The following is a 19,547-nucleotide window of genomic DNA, read 5'->3' on the forward strand; positions in this document are numbered from 1 at the left end:
ACGACCTTCGGGTTATGAGCCCGACGAGCTACCAGACTGCTCCATCCCGCATCAAAAAACTGCTTGCACTCAACTTTCTGGTTCAAAGTTGGTGCGGAAGGGGGGACTTGAACCCCCACGCCCGAAGGCACTACCACCTCAAGGTAGCGTGTCTACCAATTCCACCACCACCGCAGCTTGTGGGACGCATTCTAGTCCTTCCCACTGCAAAAGGAAAGCCCTATTTCGAATTATTGACTCGTTTTTGGTGCATTTGGTGAAGTTTCAGGCGATGTCGTTTGAACTGGCGCTGTAGTTTGTACAGTTTTCAAACTATATGCATCAGTAGTCTGTTTTTTCGCAAAAACAGCGAGAGTTAAACTCGTCACAAAAAACAACGCTGTTAAGATAGCAGTAAGTCGAGTAAGGAAGTTACCTGAACCTGATGCACCGAATACAGTTGCTGCTCCGCCACCGCCGAAAGAAGCACCGGCATCAGCACCTTTACCGTGTTGCACTAGAATTAAGGCAATCATCAGTACCGCTAAAATAATATGTACGATCAGTACAAAAGAGTGCATACCCTATCCTCGTTATTTACTTTGTGCAAAGGCTTGTACAATTTGATAAAAAGATGCTGCATTTAATGAAGCACCGCCTACCAACGCACCATTAATATCTGGACATGCCGCCAATTCAACTGCATTTTCAGCTTTTACACTACCGCCATATAAAATAGCAATATCTGAACCCGCTGAGGTAATCTGACTTAAACCTTCACGAATCTTAGCATGCATTGCCTGTGCATCTTGTGGAGAAGCAGTTTTACCTGTCCCAATTGCCCAGATTGGCTCATAGGCAATTACAATTTGCTTTTGCCATTGCTCAGCAGTCACTACAGGAGCAATATCACAAATTTGTTGCAATACCACTTGTTCTGCCAAACCTTGTTCACGTTGTTCGAGGCTTTCACCGACACAATAAATGACAGTCAAGCCCGCATTTAATGCATTTTGGAGTTTAGCTTTCAAAATTTCAACGTTATCGCCAAAAATATCACGGCGCTCAGAATGCCCAACCAGTACAAAATTAATTTGGCTATCTTTTAATAGTTCTGCGCTGACTTCGCCAGTATAAGCGCCAGTACCCGCTACACATGATACATCTTGTGCAACTGTATATACTGTTCTTGCAGCATCTTGCAATTGTGTTTGTACCATTGCAAGTGCAATAGAAACCGGAGCAACCCCTACATGACAGCTTTCATCTGCAATTTGGTTTTGTTGCAATAGTTGTTTAAATTCTTCTATAAGTTGTTTGGCATTGGCACGCATTGGGTTCATTTTCCAGTTGCCAACTACCCAAGGCGTAATCGTCGAACCCGACATACGGCTCACCTTTCATCAAAAATGCAGCACATTCTACACGCATTTATACAAATTTCAGATACTTTTCTTTAACGGCTTTACTCATATCTTTTCTACTAATTGAAAACAGTTATAAAACTTTATTGAGTCTAAAGAATCGTCTTTTAAAAATTAATGAATAAAAACTTCGACTAGTTCAAGCTTTGGCGAGTGGATCAAGACCAGAGCATCATTTTCTCAGGTAGTAATTTTAGATAACAAAAGTATAATTTTTTATATACCAATTATAAACATATGAGCACAGGTAGGCAGATGTCAGTCATACATACATCTCCAAAATTTTCGGGGTTTTTTCGACGATTAGTCGAAGAAAAACATGTGTCGGCAGCGACCATGCAAACAGCATTAGATGCAGCAAAGAGAGCTAAACGGGATACAGTTGCATACCTGATTGAAGAGGTTCATCTTTCCCCTTCTTTATTAGCTGAAACAATTTCTATTGAATTTGCTGAACCATATTTTGATCTGGATGTTTACGATACCAGCCAAATTCCCAAAGATTTGGTCGATCAGAAACTGGTTTTAAAACATCGGGTCTTACCTCTTATACAAAGAGGGCAGATTTTATATATCGCAACCAGCAACCCGAGTAATATTGAAGCGATTGATGCCATTCGCTTTAATAGTAAGCTCATGGTTGAACCAGTTATTGTCGAGCACCATAAGCTTGAGAAAATTCTGGCGCAGCAATTTACCGAAGAAAGTAGCTTCGAATTTAGTGATGAAGAGTTTGATCTTGATGTAGACCTTGAAGCTCCCCCCTCACAAGAGGATGAGGAAGAAACGCCTCAAGGCGATGAAGCACCTATTGTTAAATATATTAATAAATTACTCATCGATGCAATTCGTATGGGGGCTTCAGACTTACATTTTGAACCATACGAGAAATCATATCGGGTCCGTTACCGAGTCGATGGCGTGTTGCGTCAGATTGCAAATCCACCTTTGCAATTGGCTAACCGTTTGGCTTCACGTTTAAAAGTCATGTCTCAAATGGATATTTCCGAAAAACGAGTGCCTCAAGACGGTCGTATCAAGCTTAAGTTATCAAAAACTAAAGCAATTGATTTTCGTGTGAACTCACTTCCAACCCTGTTTGGTGAAAAACTGGTTCTGCGTATTCTCGATCCTTCTAGCGCAATGCTCGGAATTGATGCTTTAGGATATGAAGAAGATCAGAAAGCTCTTTTTTTAGAAGCACTCGATAAACCACAAGGTATGCTTTTAATTACAGGTCCTACCGGTTCTGGTAAAACGGTATCTTTATATACTGGCTTAAATATTTTAAATACTGAAAGTTCGAATATTTCTACCGCCGAAGATCCAGTTGAAATTAACCTTGAAGGAATTAATCAGGTTAACGTCAACCCAAAAGTAGGTCTGACTTTTTCTGCTGCACTTAAATCATTTTTACGTCAAGACCCTGACATTATTATGGTCGGTGAGATTCGTGACTTAGAAACGGCTGAAATTGCGATTAAAGCTGCACAAACCGGTCACATGGTAATGTCCACACTGCATACCAATAGTGCGCCAGAAACACTTACTCGCCTACGTAATATGGGTGTTCCATCCTTTAATATCGCAACGTCTGTCAATCTGGTGATTGCTCAACGTTTGGCGCGTCGGTTATGCCCACAGTGTAAAACACCTGCCGACATTCCTAAACAGAGCCTATTAGAAATGGGCTTTACCGACCAAGATTTAACCCATCCCGATTTTCAAGTTTTTCAACCTGTAGGTTGTACTGAGTGTCGTGAAGGCTACAAAGGTCGAGTAGGTATTTACGAGGTGATGAAAGTTACACCTGAAATTTCCAAGATTATTATGGAAGATGGCAATGCTTTAGAAATCGCTGCTGCTTCTGAAAAACTGGGGTTTAATAATCTGCGTCGTTCAGGGTTAAAGAAAGTCATGCAAGGTGTAACTTCCTTACAAGAAGTTAACCGCGTGACCAGTGAATAAAAGACAATTTAAAATAAGGATAATTCATGACTGTCAAAAAGGCACAAATGATGCCGACTTTTGCTTATGAAGGGGTTGACCGTAAGGGCATAAAAATTAAGGGCGAACTTCCAGCTAAGAATATGGCCTTAGCCAAAGTCACCCTACGCAAACAAGGTGTAACTGTCCGTAATATTCGGGAAAAGCGTAAAAATATTCTTGAGGGTTTGTTCAAGAAGAAAGTATCAACGCTCGATATCACGATTTTCACGCGACAACTTGCAACCATGATGAAAGCTGGTGTCCCACTGGTACAAGGCTTTGAAATTGTAGCGGAGGGTCTAGAAAACCCAGCCATGCGCGAGGTGGTACTCGGGATTAAAGGTGAAGTTGAAGGCGGTAGTACCTTTGCTTCAGCTTTAAGGAAGTATCCTCAACATTTCGATAACTTGTTTTGTTCTCTTGTAGAGTCTGGTGAACAATCTGGTGCGCTTGAAACCATGTTGGACCGAGTGGCAATTTACAAAGAAAAAAGTGAATTACTTAAGCAGAAAATTAAGAAGGCTATGAAATATCCAGCAACGGTTATTGTAGTTGCTGTGGTTGTTACCATTATTTTGATGGTTAAAGTAGTTCCTGTTTTCCAAGATCTGTTTTCTTCTTTTGGTGCAGATTTACCTGCATTCACCCAAATGGTCGTAAATATGTCGAAATGGATGCAGGAATACTGGTTCATTATGATTATTGTGATTGGAGCAGTGATTGCTGCTTTTCTGGAAGCCAAGAAGCGCAGTAAAAAATTCCGTGATGGATTAGATAAACTTACACTGAAACTACCTATCTTTGGTGATCTGGTTTATAAGGCGATTATTGCCCGTTATAGCCGTACTTTAGCCACCACGTTTGCCGCTGGTGTTCCGCTCATTGATGCGCTTGAGTCAACGGCTGGTGCAACCAACAATGTCATTTATGAAGAAGCCGTCATGAAAATTCGTGAAGATGTTGCTACTGGTCAACAACTCCAATTTGCAATGCGTGTTTCAAATCGTTTTCCATCTATGGCTATACAAATGGTCGCAATTGGTGAAGAATCTGGTGCGCTAGACAGCATGCTCGATAAAGTTGCTACTTATTATGAAAATGAAGTTGATAATGCCGTTGATGGTTTAACTTCAATGATGGAACCTTTAATCATGGCAATTTTAGGGGTGCTCGTAGGTGGTCTAGTGATTGCTATGTATCTTCCAATTTTCCAAATGGGCTCAGTCATATAATGCAAGAAATTATTGCTTATTTTATTCAAAACTTAACTGCACTTTATATTGCAGTCGCACTATTGAGCCTATGTATTGGTAGCTTTTTGAATGTGGTAATTTATCGCACCCCCAAAATGATGGAACAAGATTGGCAGCAGGAATGTCAAATATTGCTTAATCCCGAACTACCCATCATTGAGCATGAAAAGCTGACATTAAGTAAACCTGCTTCATCATGTCCTGCATGTCAGCAACCGATCCGTTGGTATCAAAATATTCCAGTTATAAGCTGGTTAATGTTAAGAGGAAAATGTGGCGATTGCCAACATCCTATTAGCATTCGTTATCCAGCGATTGAATTACTCACGATGCTATGTTCATTAGTAGTCGTCATGGTTTTTGGTCCAACCCTACAAATGCTTTGGGGGCTAGTGCTCACTTGGATTTTGATTGCTTTAACATTTATAGACTTTGATACTCAGCTACTACCTGACCGTTTCACCCTACCTTTGGCTGCTCTCGGCTTAGGTATTAATACCTTTAATATTTACACCTCGCCTAACTCAGCTATTTGGGGATATTTAATCGGTTTTTTATGCCTTTGGATTGTGTATTACTTATTTAAAGTGATTACAGGCAAAGAAGGTATGGGCTACGGCGACTTTAAATTGCTTGCCGCATTAGGCGCGTGGATGGGACCATTGATGCTGCCATTAATTGTGCTATTGTCATCTTTACTCGGTGCAATTATTGGCATCATTTTACTAAAATTACGTAATGATAATCAGCCCTTTGCGTTTGGGCCATATATTGCCATTGCGGGTTGGGTTGCCTTTTTATGGGGTGACCAAATTATGAAAATTTATTTGGGAGGTTAAGATGGCTTTTATTCTGGGAGTCACAGGTGGTATTGGCAGTGGAAAATCTGCTGCAACACAATGGTTTGAATCCCAAGGAATCCAAGTCGTCGATGCCGATATTGTTGCTCGCGAAGTGGTTGAAAAAGGCCAACCTGCCCTTCAAAAAATCCAACAAACTTTTGGAGATTGGGTACTTCAACCCGACGGCAATCTAGACCGCCGTGCACTACGTGAATATATTTTTCAAAACCCTGAAGCAAGACAAACACTTGAGAAAATCACGCATCCAGCCATTCGCCAATCTATTATTCAACAGCTACAAAACCCAAAAAGTCCTTATGTGATTTTAGTTTCACCCCTACTTTTTGAAACCAACCAGCATGAATTGGTTAATCACACTCTATTAGTTGATGCGAGTGAACAAACTCAAATTCAGCGTGCAAGCCAGCGAGATGGGCAAAACCAAGAACAAATCCAGAAAATTATTGCAGCACAAATGCCACGCGAGCGTAAACGTGAACTTGCCAATGACATTGTGTTTAATGACGGATTACTCGAACATTTATATCAGCAATTAGAACCTTTACATCAAAGCTATTTGAAGCGCGCCAACTAATCTTGCTTATTTTGCTGCTGAATCTTTTGTGCCAAGCTATCTTGTCGAAACCAGCGCCAAGGTTGTAAGGCACCGATTCCCATTCCAACCAAGCCCACAACAATCGATGGACTTAATGACTCATCAAGTAAAGGTACAGCCAAAATGGCAGCAATAAACGGTGCCAAAGTAACAATACTTCCCGTTTTAAAAGCACCAAGTCGCTGAATCGCTGCTACATAAGTCAAAGTTGCGATAATAACAACAAACACACCGTGGAAAATGCCCTGTATCGCTAGATGAACAGGACTGACTTCCATGAAATGTTTAGGTAAGAATAAAGCATAGATGGGTAAGTAAATAATTGCAGACCAAATCGCAACACTCGCCATAGAGTGCCATGCGGAAAGTTTCCACTGTTTAAGTAATACAGTGAAAATGCCCCACCAAATCGCACTAATAAAAAGAAGTAAATCCCCCAGGCCAAAAGCAGAAGCATTACCTCGCAAGATCAACACACTCATAAGAGCCAAGGCAGTGATCATAATTGCCAGACTCACCCATGTATGCTTATCAAATGGTTGTCTAAATAAAATGTATGCTGCAATTGCAGTACAGATAGGAATACAACCATTTAAAAAAATGGCAGCATGTGCAGCGGGAGCATAGAGAAACGCGGTATATACCGTAAGACAATAAATAACTCCGCCAATGAGCGCCAAAATAACAGCGTGCTTACTCCATAAAAAAGCGAGATCTTTCTTATAGATCAAAATCGGCATCAAAATCAGGAAGGCGATAGCAAAGCGTAGTGCAGCAATGTCCCAAGCACTGATGTGCCATTGTGCATTTAAACGGGCAAAAAGTGTAAACCCGCCCCAAATGCACATGGTCACCAATACAAAAAAATAACCTTGCTTACGGGGAGACATATCAAGACTGCTTACAAACTAGAAAGGCAGCTAGATTATACCTCAGAACGCTGACGGCAAGCCTCATAAAGTGCCATACCTGTTGCCACACTCACATTTAGACTCTGTAAATTTCCAGACATCGGAATATAAACTTTATGATCACACTGTGCCTGTGTAATTGGGCGTAAACCCGTATCTTCGGCTCCCATCACGATCACGACTGGGCCAGAGAAATCACATTTTTGAATTGGCATTGCACTTTCATCAAGCATAGTGCCAATCACACGTGTATGAGTCGTCTCTTTGAGATGGGCTAATGTACGAGCCAAGTTTGTGACTTGAATAAATTTAACTTTTTCAGCTCCACCCGCTGCAACTTTACGAGCTGTTGGGGTTAAACTTGCCGAACGATCACGAGGTACAATCACTGCTTGCACGCCCATTGCAGCAGCGGTACGGATGCAAGCCCCTAAGTTATGCGGGTCTGTCACCTGATCTAATGCCAGCAATAAAGCATCTGGGGTTTCAGCCAAGATCTGATCTAGATCTTTTTCATTTAAAGTCGGATGCGGACGTACTGCTGCAACCACGCCTTGATGAAACGGTAGACCTGCAAGCTTTTCGAGACTATCACGGCTTGCTTTTTGTACACTAATTCCAAAAGGCTCTGCCAATTGCAAAATCTTTTGCAAACGCTGGTCATCCCGTCCTTTTAAAGTAAACAGGGTTAGCACACGTTCCGGTTCAAGTTCTAACAATGACTCCACTGAATGAACGCCATAATAATATTCCGGTTTTGCCATGCATGACCTCTAACAACGTTTGAGCAAAAAAATAAAAATCCTGCAAAGCCAACTTCACAGGATTTCTTTGGGCATAGTGTACCCGATTTGAATAGGAATTTCTTAGCCTTCTAAATGGCACACGTAATCGAGTACTTCATCAGTTTCGATTTTAAAAAGACTATTACCAGGCACATAAAATGATTGGCCTGCACGGAACAACTCACTTTCATTACTGTCCGCAATTGTTACGCGGCATTCACCTGAAATAATTTCCATACGCTCAGGAACATGGGTTTCAAAAGTTAAAGCTTGCTCAGTCGGCAAAATAACACCTAGTGTTTTTTTTGTTCCATCTTCAAATTGCACGGTATGGCTGATACATGCTCCACCAAAATAAACGTTTGATTTTTTGATGACCGTTACATGATCAAATTGGGTTGAACTCATGCACACTCTCCAGATAATGCCGTATTTATATAAATTATGATGAATGTAGTTTAATTGTGCCTAAATAACTAATCAATCAGTTTTCATACGGATAGACTTGTAATTTCCACTGCTGTGCCTGAATTTTTTTGGCAAAAGCATAAGGTAAGTTAATCTCAATATTTCGACTATTCGACACAATTGCATCGTATCTGCAAACTTCGACCTGATTTTCATCTAGAAGTACCCAACACACTCTCTGTGCAGTTGGATGGGCAACTGCTGTAGCAACTACCGGTGAACCGTCATTCATTCCTACATGAAAATTTTCGCTGTCGTTTTGCATTAACGCCAGATCATAAGCTGGAAAATCGATAGCATCTGAATCGAATTGCTGGCTATCGTGTATAAGCACATTTTGTTTTAAAGTCGGCCAAATACAGTAGCGCAAATAATGCTGATCCATCACCCGATTATCCAGATAACGTCCGGTGGCAACATAATCCCTGATATGTGCTTCAATATTATGAAAAATCCCCGTACATCCACCCCACATTCCCGCCAAAATTAACTCGGTATGAGAATAATTGTCTCGCATTAAGTGAAACCATTTATCACTCTTGAGCCAAGCATCTACAGCTGCTTTTTCGCGGTGCGAGACAATGGAGTCGGCATCACGTATCAGAAAACGCTTAATTGTCGGATCATCCATCACCAAAAAGCGCCAAAACAAACCAGATAGCTGTTTTTGAGAATCTGTAACCTGAATAACTTGCGCGCCCTTCTCTTTTAAACGCTGTTGCACCAGTACTGGCACAGTATCATCGACATAAAAGCGACACGTCCATTCAGGATAAATTTGTTTGGCTAACTGAATATTTAAAATAGAGGTTTCACAATAGCGAGGGTTTGCCCCAAACAATGAAAAAGCAATAATATTTTCTTGAGGATTTGCACTAAATGCTGGTGGTGCATGATTGGCAATAGACAAAACAGGTTCGCTCTTCACTAATTCTTTTTTGGTTGCAATTGCCAAGCGTCCAAATTTGATTGTTTCTTCTTTTTTCTTTAAGTGATGACAAACTTCTGTGAGTCCATCATATAAGTTTGTATTTACGTTAGCTCCACTTGCTTGAATCGCTTGTAAATAATGTTGATAGGCATCGTTATAACGGCCTAAGCGTAATTCGGTATAAGCTAAATCTGATAAGGCGCCAGCATGCTTGGGAACCAAATTAACAGCTTGTTTAACATGTTGATAAGCTTTGGCATAATCCCCTTGTGCTGCTGCCTGTTTAAATGCATTAAAATGCTGATTTAAAATTTTATTCATTTCCGCAGGATTATTTTTTTTATGGCGGTTGATCATCCCTATTGGTGGTTTCGGTAAGCTTAATGTTTTTTTCATTGTAAATATCCGCAATCTTGCTGTTCTATAATTTCAGTTAGAATAATAGATCACTTGTAGCAAATTCAAAACTTCTCTATCTTTAACCCATAATTTGGCGCGTTGGATGCGTTTATGCTCACACATTTAACTTTAATTAATTTTGCATTAGCTGATCATTTGGCTATTGATATAGAACAAGGATTTAATGTTCTAACAGGCGAAACAGGTGCCGGAAAATCATTATTACTGGATGCACTCTCTGCCTGCCTAGGGGAACGTACAGATACAAATTATGTCCGTTATGGTTCGGATAAAGCGGATATCACCGCAGTTTTTACCTATCAAAATAATAGTCCTGAAGCAAAATGGCTCCAAGACCACGAGCTAGATGATGATTCTGGGGAAATCCATTTACGTCGTGTGATTTTCGCAACCGGACGCAGCAAAGCATGGGTTAATGGTCGCCCGAGCAGTCTATCTGAACTCAAAGAATTAGGTCGCTTGCTGGTTCAACTCTATAGTCAGCACAGCCAGCAGCAGCTGCTTGAACCGCCTTATCCAAAGCATTGGCTAGATCGTTATAATAATTTTTATACTGAAGCAAATGATGTACGTGAAGCCTATAGCACATGGCAACGTACCATTCGTTTGCATCAAGCAGCCTTAGATGCACAAGCAACCCGACTGCAACGTATTGGTACTTTAGAGCATCAAATTGAAGAGCTCGAAGAGGTCATTCAAACTGACTATAAAGAAATTGAGCAAGAGTTCGATCGCCTCAGTCATCATGAACATATCATGCAAGATTGTAGCTATAGCCTAAATGTGCTTGATGAAGCTGAGCAAAACATTACTCAAGAAATGTCTTCGATTATTCGTAGATTAGAATCCCACGCGGGGCGTAGCGAACAACTTTCCGAGATCTATAATTCTTTACTGAATGCTCAAAGTGAAATAGATGATGCAACGGCAAACTTGCGTCAATTTATTGATCGTCAAAGTTTTGATCCAGAGCGAATGGAGGAGCTCAACTCTAAACTTGAAGTTTTCCATCGTTTAGCACGGAAATACCGAACTCAACCAGAAACGCTTAAAGAAGAATATGAAGCTTGGCAAAGTGAGCTTGAGCAATTACATCAACTTGAAGACCCAGAAACATTGGCAGAACAAGTTGAAAAGTCGCATGAGGAGTTCTTGGAGAAAGCTCAGCATTTAGACAATATTCGTCGTGAAGCGGCTGCTCCACTTGCTAAACAATTAACCGAACAAGTTAAACCTTTAGCGCTGCCAGAGGCACATTTTGAGTTTAAGTTTGAACCACTAGAGCAACCTACTGCTGAGGGTTTAAGTTTTATTCAACTATTATTTACTGCCAATAAGGGTATTCCTCCACAACCATTAGCACGAGTAGCTTCAGGTGGTGAACTTTCACGTATTGCACTTGTCATGCAAGTCATGAACGCTGAAAAAACCGAAGCAGAAGTGTTAGTGTTTGATGAAATTGATGTTGGTATTAGTGGTGGTACAGCAGAAGTTGTTGGACGTTTACTTGCCGACCTAGCCCAACATGTTCAACTTTTATGTATTACTCATCAGGCACAAGTTGCTGCACAATCAGATCAGCATTTACTAGTGAAGAAACAACAAACTGATCCAGCCAGTAGTACAATTGTTGAATTGGATGAAAATCAAATCATTTTAGAGTTAGCTCGCATGTCAGGCGGAGTTGAAATTAATGAAACAACCTTGCAACACGCAAAACAATTACGCCAACTTAAATTTCAGGCTTCTTCAAATTAATAAAAAATGAGAGAAAAAGATTGGCGAAATCCGATTAACTCTTGTATGTTGATAAAAAGAACCTATATAGATAAAAGGGTCGAGAGACCCTCTAGTGACATTTTTTGAGGGAGAACCGCTTAGGTGACCAAACAATATCTGACTCACCGTTGTCTGATTGCCCCGCCAGAAATGGCAGATGACTTTTTCGCAAACACTGTAATTTATCTTGCCCGTCATGATGAAGAAGGTGCTCAAGGCATTATTATTAACCGCCCTTCCGGCATTCAAATTAAAGAATTACTCAATGATCTCGACATTGAAGCAGACAATGTAAATCCACATGTGGTTTTACAAGGTGGGCCATTACGTCCCGAGGCTGGATTCGTTCTTCATACTGGACAACCGACATGGCATTCATCTATTGCTGTAGGTGAAAATGTTTGTATTACTACCAGTAAAGATATTCTTGATGCGATTGCCCACAATGAAGGTGTTGGTCGATATCAAATTGCTTTAGGTTATGCGAGCTGGGGTAAAAACCAGTTAGAAGATGAAATTACGCGCGGTGACTGGCTCATTTGTGATGCCGATATGGATCTGATTTTTAACCTGCCTTATGACGATCGTTGGGATGCAGCTTATAAAAAAATCGGTGTAGATCGTGCATGGTTAGCATCTGAAATCGGACATGCTTAATGACCGAAACACAATCAAAATCGATTATGGCTTTTGACTTTGGTACTCAAAAAATGGGAATGGCGATTGGCCAGTCTTCAATTGAAAGTGCCAATCCCCTCCCTCTATTTGTGATGAAAGATGGTATTCCAAACTGGGATCAGCTCTTAAAAATCGTGAAAGAATGGCAACCTGATCTATTTTTGGTTGGTTTGCCTTTGAATATGGATGATAGCGAGTCAGAACTTTCTACACGTGCCCGCAAATTTGCGAGACGTTTACGCCATCAAACCAATATTGAAACATTAATGGTAGATGAGCGTTTAACTACACGTGAAGCACGAGAAGAACTCGGTTTCTACCAAGAGCAAGGTCGAGCAAAAAAGCTTTCGGCAGATAGTTTTGCAGCCGCCTTACTCATTCAGAGTTGGTATCGAAATCCAGTCGGTTTAACACCGTAAGAACTAAAAAAGGAAGGCTAAAGCCTTCCTTTTTAGTTCTCGTTTTATTTCTCGATAATATGCACAGTTGCCGTACGTCCAGAGATGAAAGCAAGCTGGTTCTTTGGTGTTTCATCCAATACGATTTTTACAGGCACACGCTGCGCTAAACGAACCCAACTGAACGTTGGATTTACATTGGCAAGAAGTTTAGAACTGCTTGAGCGTTCACGATCTTCGATACCAGATGCAATACCTTGTACATGGCCTTTAATTTTCTGGCTATCCCCCATTAACTGTACACTGGCCTGATCGCCGACATGAATACGGTTTAATTTAGTCTCTTCAAAATAGCCCACAACATAGAGTTGTTTACGGTCAAGTAGTGCTGCAACAGCCTGACCAACTTGAACATAGTTACCTGGGCGCATATCAAAGTTAGATAAAGTACCATCAGCTGGAGCAATTACCGCAGCACGATGCATATTAAGCTCGGCCAAATGCAAGTTACTCGTAGCCGCCTCAATCAGAGCCTGTTGTTGTTTAACAGTTGCTTCCGCTTGTTGAATAGCAGCTTGGAGTTGCTCATGTTCAGCATGGGATTGATCACGTGTTGCGAAAACTTGATCTTGTTCTTGTTTAGAGATGGCGCCATCCATAAGATTTGAGTAGCGGCTTGCATTTTTCTCGGCTAACTTAATATTCGTATCTGATTTAATCAGGTTCGCTTTGGCTTGTGCTAAACCAGCTTGCGCTTGGGCAAAGGCTGCATTTGCTTTTGCTAAATCAGATTTTGCCTGCTCTACATCTAAAGCTCGGCGGGAAACATCAATTTTAAAGAGCACCTGACCTTTTTTCACAGTCTGGTTATCTTGCACCAATACTTCTGTCACAAGCCCCGCGACATCCGAAGATACTTGAATAACGTCACCACGAACTCGACCATCACGCGTCCACGGCGCTGCATTATAGTAATTCCATAAATGCACAATGGTATAGACCGCCAGCATTAATGCGACAATCAAAATTACTGGACGGATGACTTTTTTCAAATCCACCTGATTCATTTCACTCACCTAACTCAATCTTTAATTTCGCAAACATCTCTACGCACCGACCCCAACAAAAATTTGATGTATTACCAAAAGTAATAAGAGGTAAAAACACAAATTAAAAATACTAGGTAATGCAATCCAGCCTTGTGCAATCAACTTATTTGTTAAAGGACTTAACCCACGGAAACAGATATATGCCAAGAGTGCTTGAATGAGCAAAGAAGGCACATAAATACCATAAACATTAAACTCACCCATTTGCTGTGGCTCCTCTCAGGGTGCTGTTTTCATTCATTTGCTCTGATGAAACATGGCACATGCTATAAGCAATATTGTTCAGTGAAATGAGTAGTCTTTGTCGCATAGTCATATCTTCAACATTTGAAGCAAGCTGTTTTAATTCAAATAACGCTCGGTAGATTCGCTCTACTAAAGCTGTCGTATCATTTTCATCGTTTTCTTTAGCTCTAAACAGCTCATCCAGATTTTGTTGCAAATCGCCAATATGCTGAGTGAGTTCGGATGTTTGAGGAAACTGATTGGCTAACTCTTGCAATCGGCTTAAATCAACAATACTACTCGACTCAATCAGGGCCTGATGAATTGAAGTTTTAATCTCGTCTGATTGCACCATTTTGCTGTTTAGAATCCCAATCCGATCTAGCATACTGCGTAGATGAACTTTAAAATCAAGACCATATGGCAGATAGATCGCTTGTCGCATGGCACGGTAATGCAAGGCTAAAATACGGCTTGCACTCGTGTCTGGTGACATGGCGCGAACAACATCAATGACAATCAAAGACACTAAAACACCTAAGATCATGGCAAATGAACTATCAAGATAAGACACTGCATCCATGCTATAAGCATTGTGCAGGTTTAGTCCCATCATGGTATTAATACCCAACACCATACCTACTGGCATCAACATCTGGTTAGCCATCATAGACACTGCGAATAAGAACATCGGTAATAAAACCAGTCCAAGTTCCCAAAAAGTTGTGACATGCGGAAAAATACCAAATGCATAAACAAAGACTAAAACTGCTGAAGCTATACTGCCCCAGATAAAAATACGCAGAACCGGAACCGGGTTATCTAAGGCTGTTAAAATACAGGCGGTTACTGCTCCCATTTGCGCCATCATAAATCCAGCTTTCCATCCCGACACAATCCAGACCCCAGTCACGATAAAAGTAATAAGGACTGCACTAATCCCACCTCGTATCGCCACACCATGATCACGGTGTAAACTTGGATATTTGGTCGTCATTGGGGTAATGTTGTCAGGAATTTCTTTATTACCTTGCTGAATTCGCTGCCACAAAACTTTAACGGCTAACACATTGCTAATGAAATGGCGCACATCCATTTTCATAGCTGCAACCAAAACTTGTTGGTGTGTAGAAGCCGACTCCATCAAACTTGCGAAATCGCTTTCAAACTCATCAGGCAACTGCAAAATATTTTCATCAACGATTAGATCTTTTTGCTCTAAAAACTGTACAACATGAGCTGAAAGTTGTTGCAGTTTTTCTGCATGAGTCTCGATAAATCGAAGTTCTTGAAGTTGCTTGATACGCTCAGATAAAGCGACTAGATTAGCAACCACCATTGAGATTTGATGAAGCATTTCCTGCAAGGGTTTGGTCATGCCATGCAGTTCACCCTTTTCATAACTCAAATGTACTGCCAAGGCATGAATATCTGTGGTGTCGCGAGTAATGGCAGCCAAAAGCTGGGTATTGTTCTGCTGCGAATCTGTATTTAATAAATTAGCAAACAGATTTTCTGTATCTTTTAGGGCTTTTATCACCCGCTGTTTAATTGCTGAGCCAATATGCATTGGAAGAATCGTGGCAGAAACCACTGCACTTGAAATCACGCCAATCGAAATTTCTATAACCCGAGCTAAAGCAATATCGAATATATTGTATTGATCAATATAGGTAATCGCATTGAAGACGATCATGGCTGTCGAGTAACCCGCCAGCATAAAAGCATAACTACGTGGAGTACGATCAAGTAACGACACATAAAGCGCAAAACCCACCCACAACGATAACACCACGGTAAATATCCAAGGTGTATTAATTAAATGTGGTGTTAGAGTTAAGGCAATCACAGCTCCACCAATTGTCCCTACCACCCGATAGACACATTTAGAGGACACCATTCCTGAATATGGATTGGCAATAATCAGGACCGTACCAATCGACCACATCGGATTAATCAGATCTAATTCAAATGAAACAAATAGTGCCAACATTCCGGCAATAAATGTTTTTAAGGCAAAGATCAGATCAAGCCTACTCGGGCGGAACGCCAGTATTTGCTTTAATAACATGAACTCATCTCAAATACAGATTTGAACTGATGAGCATGCCCTTCAATATTTGATTGTCTTTCTAAAGACAACACAACTTTGCCATTTGCCTCAAAGCAAATGATATGAGGAGCATCCTTCAATACAATGATTTTTCCACATCTCGCCTGATTGGCAGAGATGATTTCAGTTTGGGCGCCATTTAAACGGCCAAGCTTTGGAAAGAAGAGGTATCAAGAAATCAATCTGGAACCGACCAATTTCTCGATTAGATATTTTGTTTGGCAATTTTTTCAAAATAAAGCGATTTAGTCAACTAAAATATCTCCATTTGATAATTTGATATATTTTTTAATTATCGTATATGATGTATAAGCCAAGAGAAGTTTTCTCTTTGTCAGAGTAAAATACTCAAATCAGGCATTTATTTTAGAATTGAGACAAATCTTCTTTTTTTCTGTTATAAAAAACTCAAAGATGACTCGTTGTTAAAGGATACGAACAAGACATTATGGCAATTTCAAGTTTTGGCAAAATTTTAACCGTACTGGACCTATTTTCAGTTTCGCGTCCAATCATTAATGTCGATATTATTTGCGAAGAACTTGGCTTGTCCAAACCAACGAGTTACCGTTACCTTAAAGAACTAGTATCGGCTGATCTATTAAAACGCATTAATGGAACCTCTGGCGATTATACCTTAGGCTCAAAAATTGCAGTTCTTGACTATATATCCAGAACAACCGACCCACTGGTTCAAATCAGCACACCGTTTATGCGAAATATTGTAGAACGTACCGAACTGTGCTGTTTGCTTACCTATTTAAATGATGACTATTGCATTGACATACATCATGAAATATTTAAAGACACTGAGCTACTTTCATATGGCCGAGGCTGCCCAAGACCGATTTACGTTGGATCATCTCCAAAAACAATGATTTCGCATTTAAGTAAGCAGCGCATGCAGGACTACTACCACCGTTACCAGCAAGAATTAAAACAATCAGGTTTTGCTGAAGATGAACCGAGCTTTATTCAGCGTATGCGTAAAATTAAAAAACAAGGGTTCTATTTCTCACAAGGTGAGATTGACCCAAATGTTTCAGGTCTAGCTGTTCCTGTTCGTTTTTCAAACAAAGAAGTACCTTTGGCTTTAACTTTAGTTGCCTCTAAAAATCGTTTTGATTTTTTAAACGTTGAAAAGCTCATCGAAATTTTGCAAGAAAATGCAGCACTTATTGAACAACGTTTTATGGAATTATCTGAAAAAGGTGAAATCTAAAACTCCACCTTATGATAATTTAAACTTTTCTTACACTTTAAAACATTGAATATATCACAATATTCTCATATTATGATTTTAGCTCCTATTGATGATTCTTTTCATCAGCAGCTCATCAGTAGAAGCATCCCCCTCAGAGGAATAAGCTCATGCTGCCATCATGGGCTTTTTTCTTGTCTTATTTTTATAAAAACTTAAATTGCCGAAAAGTAAGATTAATACGTGGTTGTAAAATCTTTGTTGAGCGATTTAAACGGTGTTGCCAATATTGTTGAGTCTCACCACGCATCACAATGAGTTGGCCTGGCTGTAGCCACAATTCAATTTTCTCTTTACTTTGAATATGTCTAAAAGAAAATTTACGAGTAGCACCAAAGCTTAAAGAGGCGATTGTTGTCGTTCTTGCCAAAGAAACATCCGAGTCACTGTGCCAAGCCATTCCTTGGGTTCCATCTTCATAAAGATTTGCCAAACAAGAATTAAATTTTTCTGAAAGTATTTGCTCTACCTGTTGTTTTAATTTAGCGAGTGCTTTGTCCCACGGTAAAGAATCACGTGCGACACCCGAATATTTATATTGATAGTAGTCATCTCCATACCATGCAACTTTTCGAGCTGTAATAAAGTGCTTGCCATACAACTTAGCCTCGTCATGTTTCCATGCGAGGTGTTGGTAAAGATAATCAAAATATTGTTCAGCTTCTTCAGGGCTTAAAATACAACCATAGTCCTGAACTTCACCATCGTAGGGTAATAAATTCTCACAAGGCTCTGGAGAAAATAAATCCAAGGTCATACGGTCTCTCCATGTTGCTTTGACATCTCCCAAGCTAACAATGCCAATTTACGCCCCTTTTGCCAATGATATTCTCCAACCATCCCTGTGGCACGGATCACTCGATGACAGGGAATCAGATATGCAATCGGATTCTGCCCAATTGCTGTAGCAACGGCTCTAACTGCTTTAGGCTTCCCAATTTGCTCTGCAATATCTTGGTAAGTCCGAAGTTGCCCTTCTGGAATGGTGAGCAAGGCTTCCCATACTTGTAGCTGAAATGGAGTTCCAGCCAAATTAAGAGGAAGTTTCTGCTGTAAGTGTTCTGAAAAATCCTGTTCAAACCACTTTGCAATTTGTTGATGCCAAATCGGTGACTGATTTTTCAATTGAGCTTTCGAAAAGTACTGCTTAATGAGTTGTTCAATATTGGCGTGAGTTTCGATAAACCGTATAGAACATATGCCTTTTTCACTACTGACAACCAACAACTCACCGAAGGGACTTGTCTCAACCGAATAATTAAGAATAACGCCTTCGCCTTTTTGTTTATATTCCCCAGGCGTCATCCCTTCAAGCTGAATAAACAGATCGTGTAAACGTCCTGTGCCAGATAAACCCGTATTTAAAGCGGTTTCTAATAAACTCCGTTGTTGCAACAGATGATATTTGGCCTGTTGCAAACTCATATATTGCACAAATTTTTTCGGGCTAATCCCTACCCATTCCTGAAACTGGCGTTGAATATAGCTTGGGCTTAAATTCATATGACTCGCCACATCGTCCAGACTGGGTTGCTGGTCTAGATGTTCATATAAATATTCAATCACAGTGGCAATTACAGCAAATTGCCGAGAAGAAAGCATTTGCATGTGTCACCTCCTTAGCACTTATATCTTACATTAAAGTAGCCAAAGCCCTATGACGACCCGATTCTTGCACTCTTCAAAAATAAAAAAGCCTTTCATTATAGAAAGGCTTAATCATTCAATATGCACTTAAGGCTGCTTTAAATAAGGCCAAGCTGCTTTGAGGTAAATAAACATTGACCATAGAGTTAAAATGACCGCTGTATATAACAAAGCATAGGCAAGCATTTCTAAAGGCTGCCAATTAAGTAAGAACACACTAATGGCAATCATCTGAAAGGCTGTTTTATATTTACCTACAGTCGATACTGCCACACTGGTTCGTGCGCCAAGTTCTGCCATCCATTCACGTAAAGCAGAAACTGTAATTTCACGTGAAATAATAACAATTGCTGCAAAAGCCATTGAGATCGTTGGATTCCACTGCACTAAAACAATCAGTGCAGCCGCCACCATGAGCTTATCTGCAACTGGATCTAAAAAACGGCCAAATGCTGAAGTCTGGTTTAAAGTTCGTGCCAAATAGCCATCAAACCAATCGGTAATAGCAGCAAACACAAAAATAGCCGTCAAGATAATATGACGACTCATACTTCCTTCATGTTCACCAATACCCATTGCAGGCGGCCAATACGCGATCACCAAAAATACAGGAATAAGCGCAATACGCGCTAATGTTAGGATATTTGGGATATTCAGGATTCGCCCTGTGGTCATAAACACCGCCAATTAAGTCTTCATGCATCTTGTAACAGACAAAA

Annotated in this window: 21 protein-coding genes and 1 tRNA gene; 8 read left to right on the forward strand and 14 right to left on the reverse strand. The window is 40.4% G+C overall.

Annotated elements, in window-relative coordinates:
* Positions 1–89: 89 nt before the first annotated feature.
* From ACTJJG_RS15275 to tpiA, 3 genes are all read right to left on the reverse strand, one after another.
* A tRNA-Leu gene (locus ACTJJG_RS15275) sits at positions 90–174 on the reverse strand.
* Between the two features lie 56 nt (positions 175–230).
* Positions 231–560, reverse strand: coding sequence for a preprotein translocase subunit SecG (gene secG, locus ACTJJG_RS15280; RefSeq protein ID WP_017398731.1), 330 nt, complete (start codon positions 558–560; stop codon positions 231–233).
* 12 nt (positions 561–572) lie between these two features.
* A complete protein-coding gene (tpiA, locus tag ACTJJG_RS15285; RefSeq protein ID WP_372552475.1) occupies positions 573–1,367 on the reverse strand; it encodes a triose-phosphate isomerase in 795 nt (264 codons plus the stop codon).
* A gap of 291 nt (positions 1,368–1,658) precedes the next feature.
* Here tpiA and pilB point away from each other — a divergent pair, with 291 nt between their 5' ends.
* The 4 genes from pilB to coaE are packed head-to-tail and all read left to right on the forward strand — an operon-like array spanning position 1,659 to position 6,082.
* Complete coding sequence (pilB, locus tag ACTJJG_RS15290) at positions 1,659–3,371, forward strand: type IV-A pilus assembly ATPase PilB (protein ID WP_372552474.1); 1,713 nt, start codon at positions 1,659–1,661, stop codon at positions 3,369–3,371.
* A 26-nt stretch (positions 3,372–3,397) separates the two neighbouring features.
* A complete protein-coding gene (locus ACTJJG_RS15295; protein ID WP_002114869.1) occupies positions 3,398–4,624 on the forward strand; it encodes a type II secretion system F family protein in 1,227 nt (408 codons plus the stop codon).
* Positions 4,624–5,484 (forward strand): prepilin peptidase, encoded by an 861-nt coding sequence (locus tag ACTJJG_RS15300; RefSeq protein ID WP_032070754.1) that lies wholly within the window; start codon positions 4,624–4,626, stop codon positions 5,482–5,484. Before ACTJJG_RS15295 ends, ACTJJG_RS15300 begins: the two co-directional genes overlap by 1 nt.
* 1 nt (position 5,485) lies before the next feature.
* A complete protein-coding gene (gene coaE, locus ACTJJG_RS15305) occupies positions 5,486–6,082 on the forward strand; it encodes a dephospho-CoA kinase (protein ID WP_005065869.1) in 597 nt (198 codons plus the stop codon).
* On the opposite strand, the gene ACTJJG_RS15310 is transcribed toward coaE, so the two are convergent.
* The 4 genes from ACTJJG_RS15310 to ACTJJG_RS15325 form a co-directional block, all read right to left on the reverse strand.
* Positions 6,079–6,993 (reverse strand): DMT family transporter, encoded by a 915-nt coding sequence (locus ACTJJG_RS15310; protein ID WP_032063689.1) that lies wholly within the window; start codon positions 6,991–6,993, stop codon positions 6,079–6,081. The two genes, coaE and ACTJJG_RS15310, sit on opposite strands and share 4 nt — an antisense overlap.
* Positions 6,994–7,028: 35 nt before the next feature.
* A complete protein-coding gene (gene rlmB / locus ACTJJG_RS15315; RefSeq protein ID WP_005079348.1) occupies positions 7,029–7,778 on the reverse strand; it encodes a 23S rRNA (guanosine(2251)-2'-O)-methyltransferase RlmB in 750 nt (249 codons plus the stop codon).
* A gap of 102 nt (positions 7,779–7,880) precedes the next feature.
* A complete protein-coding gene (locus ACTJJG_RS15320) occupies positions 7,881–8,207 on the reverse strand; it encodes a pyrimidine/purine nucleoside phosphorylase (RefSeq protein WP_002115102.1) in 327 nt (108 codons plus the stop codon).
* A gap of 76 nt (positions 8,208–8,283) precedes the next feature.
* Positions 8,284–9,594: a tetratricopeptide repeat protein gene (locus ACTJJG_RS15325; protein ID WP_032063688.1), complete on the reverse strand. Its 1,311-nt coding sequence runs from the start codon at positions 9,592–9,594 to the stop codon at positions 8,284–8,286.
* 114 nt (positions 9,595–9,708) lie between these two features.
* Between ACTJJG_RS15325 and recN the strand changes: the two genes are divergently transcribed.
* From recN to ruvX, 3 genes are all read left to right on the forward strand, one after another.
* The gene (recN, locus tag ACTJJG_RS15330; RefSeq protein ID WP_032063687.1) at positions 9,709–11,376 is read left to right on the forward strand and encodes a DNA repair protein RecN; all 1,668 of its coding nucleotides are present in this window, start codon (positions 9,709–9,711) and stop codon (positions 11,374–11,376) included.
* A gap of 123 nt (positions 11,377–11,499) precedes the next feature.
* Positions 11,500–12,054 (forward strand): YqgE/AlgH family protein, encoded by a 555-nt coding sequence (locus ACTJJG_RS15335; RefSeq protein WP_002114753.1) that lies wholly within the window; start codon positions 11,500–11,502, stop codon positions 12,052–12,054.
* Positions 12,054–12,494, forward strand: coding sequence for a Holliday junction resolvase RuvX (gene ruvX / locus ACTJJG_RS15340; RefSeq protein WP_002115066.1), 441 nt, complete (start codon positions 12,054–12,056; stop codon positions 12,492–12,494). Before ACTJJG_RS15335 ends, ruvX begins: the two co-directional genes overlap by 1 nt.
* Before the next feature lie 44 nt (positions 12,495–12,538).
* Here the strand turns inward: ruvX and ACTJJG_RS15345 are convergent, their stop codons facing one another.
* Genes ACTJJG_RS15345 through ACTJJG_RS15360 form a run of 4 tightly spaced genes read right to left on the reverse strand, consistent with a single transcriptional unit; the run spans position 12,539 to position 16,000 of the window.
* Positions 12,539–13,540 (reverse strand): HlyD family secretion protein, encoded by a 1,002-nt coding sequence (locus ACTJJG_RS15345; protein ID WP_005065853.1) that lies wholly within the window; start codon positions 13,538–13,540, stop codon positions 12,539–12,541.
* A 39-nt stretch (positions 13,541–13,579) separates the two neighbouring features.
* Complete coding sequence (locus tag ACTJJG_RS15350; RefSeq protein WP_005065851.1) at positions 13,580–13,786, reverse strand: DUF1656 domain-containing protein; 207 nt, start codon at positions 13,784–13,786, stop codon at positions 13,580–13,582.
* The gene (locus tag ACTJJG_RS15355) at positions 13,779–15,878 is read right to left on the reverse strand and encodes an FUSC family protein (RefSeq protein ID WP_005065849.1); all 2,100 of its coding nucleotides are present in this window, start codon (positions 15,876–15,878) and stop codon (positions 13,779–13,781) included. The genes ACTJJG_RS15350 and ACTJJG_RS15355 overlap by 8 nt, the downstream gene beginning before the upstream one ends.
* Positions 15,869–16,000, reverse strand: a complete 132-nt coding sequence (locus tag ACTJJG_RS15360) for a hypothetical protein (RefSeq protein WP_002115031.1) — start codon at positions 15,998–16,000, stop codon at positions 15,869–15,871. Before ACTJJG_RS15360 ends, ACTJJG_RS15355 begins: the two co-directional genes overlap by 10 nt.
* A gap of 368 nt (positions 16,001–16,368) precedes the next feature.
* On the opposite strand from ACTJJG_RS15360, the gene ACTJJG_RS15365 reads away from it, so the two are divergent.
* On the forward strand, positions 16,369–17,142 hold the full coding sequence (locus ACTJJG_RS15365) for an IclR family transcriptional regulator (protein WP_005065846.1): 774 nt from the start codon (positions 16,369–16,371) through the stop codon (positions 17,140–17,142).
* Positions 17,143–17,326: 184 nt separating this feature from the next.
* Here ACTJJG_RS15365 and ACTJJG_RS15370 read toward each other — a convergent pair whose 3' ends face one another.
* The 3 genes from ACTJJG_RS15370 to pgsA all read right to left on the reverse strand — a co-directional run bounded on the left by ACTJJG_RS15370 (position 17,327) and on the right by pgsA (position 19,503).
* Positions 17,327–17,938 carry an alpha-ketoglutarate-dependent dioxygenase AlkB family protein gene (locus ACTJJG_RS15370; protein ID WP_005065844.1) on the reverse strand — a complete coding sequence of 204 codons (612 nt, stop codon included), beginning with the start codon at positions 17,936–17,938 and terminating at the stop codon, positions 17,327–17,329.
* Positions 17,935–18,789, reverse strand: a complete 855-nt coding sequence (locus ACTJJG_RS15375; RefSeq protein WP_005065841.1) for a methylated-DNA--[protein]-cysteine S-methyltransferase — start codon at positions 18,787–18,789, stop codon at positions 17,935–17,937. Before ACTJJG_RS15375 ends, ACTJJG_RS15370 begins: the two co-directional genes overlap by 4 nt.
* A gap of 126 nt (positions 18,790–18,915) precedes the next feature.
* A complete protein-coding gene (gene pgsA / locus ACTJJG_RS15380) occupies positions 18,916–19,503 on the reverse strand; it encodes a CDP-diacylglycerol--glycerol-3-phosphate 3-phosphatidyltransferase (RefSeq protein WP_002114808.1) in 588 nt (195 codons plus the stop codon).
* Between the last annotated feature and the right edge of the window lie 44 nt (positions 19,504–19,547).

This window comes from Acinetobacter sp. 22512, assembly GCF_052044755.1.
Taxonomy (GTDB): domain Bacteria; phylum Pseudomonadota; class Gammaproteobacteria; order Pseudomonadales; family Moraxellaceae; genus Acinetobacter; species Acinetobacter pittii.

Bases quoted from the DNA above. Each gene is read 5' to 3' on its own strand.
- ruvX (WP_002115066.1), top strand. From the start codon at position 12,054: ATGACCGAAACACAATCAAAATCGATTATGGCTTTTGACTTTGGTACT.
- ACTJJG_RS15300 (WP_032070754.1), top strand. From the start codon at position 4,624: ATGCAAGAAATTATTGCTTATTTTATTCAAAACTTAACTGCACTTTAT.
- ACTJJG_RS15320 (WP_002115102.1), bottom strand. From the start codon at position 8,207: ATGAGTTCAACCCAATTTGATCATGTAACGGTCATCAAAAAATCAAAC.
- ACTJJG_RS15310 (WP_032063689.1), bottom strand. From the start codon at position 6,993: ATGTCTCCCCGTAAGCAAGGTTATTTTTTTGTATTGGTGACCATGTGC.
- ACTJJG_RS15365 (WP_005065846.1), top strand. From the start codon at position 16,369: ATGGCAATTTCAAGTTTTGGCAAAATTTTAACCGTACTGGACCTATTT.
- ACTJJG_RS15350 (WP_005065851.1), bottom strand. From the start codon at position 13,786: ATGGGTGAGTTTAATGTTTATGGTATTTATGTGCCTTCTTTGCTCATT.
- ACTJJG_RS15325 (WP_032063688.1), bottom strand. From the start codon at position 9,594: ATGAAAAAAACATTAAGCTTACCGAAACCACCAATAGGGATGATCAAC.
- secG (WP_017398731.1), bottom strand. From the start codon at position 560: ATGCACTCTTTTGTACTGATCGTACATATTATTTTAGCGGTACTGATG.
- ACTJJG_RS15370 (WP_005065844.1), bottom strand. From the start codon at position 17,938: ATGACCTTGGATTTATTTTCTCCAGAGCCTTGTGAGAATTTATTACCC.
- ACTJJG_RS15355 (WP_005065849.1), bottom strand. From the start codon at position 15,878: ATGTTATTAAAGCAAATACTGGCGTTCCGCCCGAGTAGGCTTGATCTG.
- ACTJJG_RS15375 (WP_005065841.1), bottom strand. From the start codon at position 18,789: ATGCAAATGCTTTCTTCTCGGCAATTTGCTGTAATTGCCACTGTGATT.
- pgsA (WP_002114808.1), bottom strand. From the start codon at position 19,503: ATGACCACAGGGCGAATCCTGAATATCCCAAATATCCTAACATTAGCG.
- recN (WP_032063687.1), top strand. From the start codon at position 9,709: ATGCTCACACATTTAACTTTAATTAATTTTGCATTAGCTGATCATTTG.
- coaE (WP_005065869.1), top strand. From the start codon at position 5,486: ATGGCTTTTATTCTGGGAGTCACAGGTGGTATTGGCAGTGGAAAATCT.
- tpiA (WP_372552475.1), bottom strand. From the start codon at position 1,367: ATGTCGGGTTCGACGATTACGCCTTGGGTAGTTGGCAACTGGAAAATG.
- pilB (WP_372552474.1), top strand. From the start codon at position 1,659: ATGTCAGTCATACATACATCTCCAAAATTTTCGGGGTTTTTTCGACGA.
- rlmB (WP_005079348.1), bottom strand. From the start codon at position 7,778: ATGGCAAAACCGGAATATTATTATGGCGTTCATTCAGTGGAGTCATTG.
- ACTJJG_RS15295 (WP_002114869.1), top strand. From the start codon at position 3,398: ATGACTGTCAAAAAGGCACAAATGATGCCGACTTTTGCTTATGAAGGG.
- ACTJJG_RS15345 (WP_005065853.1), bottom strand. From the start codon at position 13,540: ATGAATCAGGTGGATTTGAAAAAAGTCATCCGTCCAGTAATTTTGATT.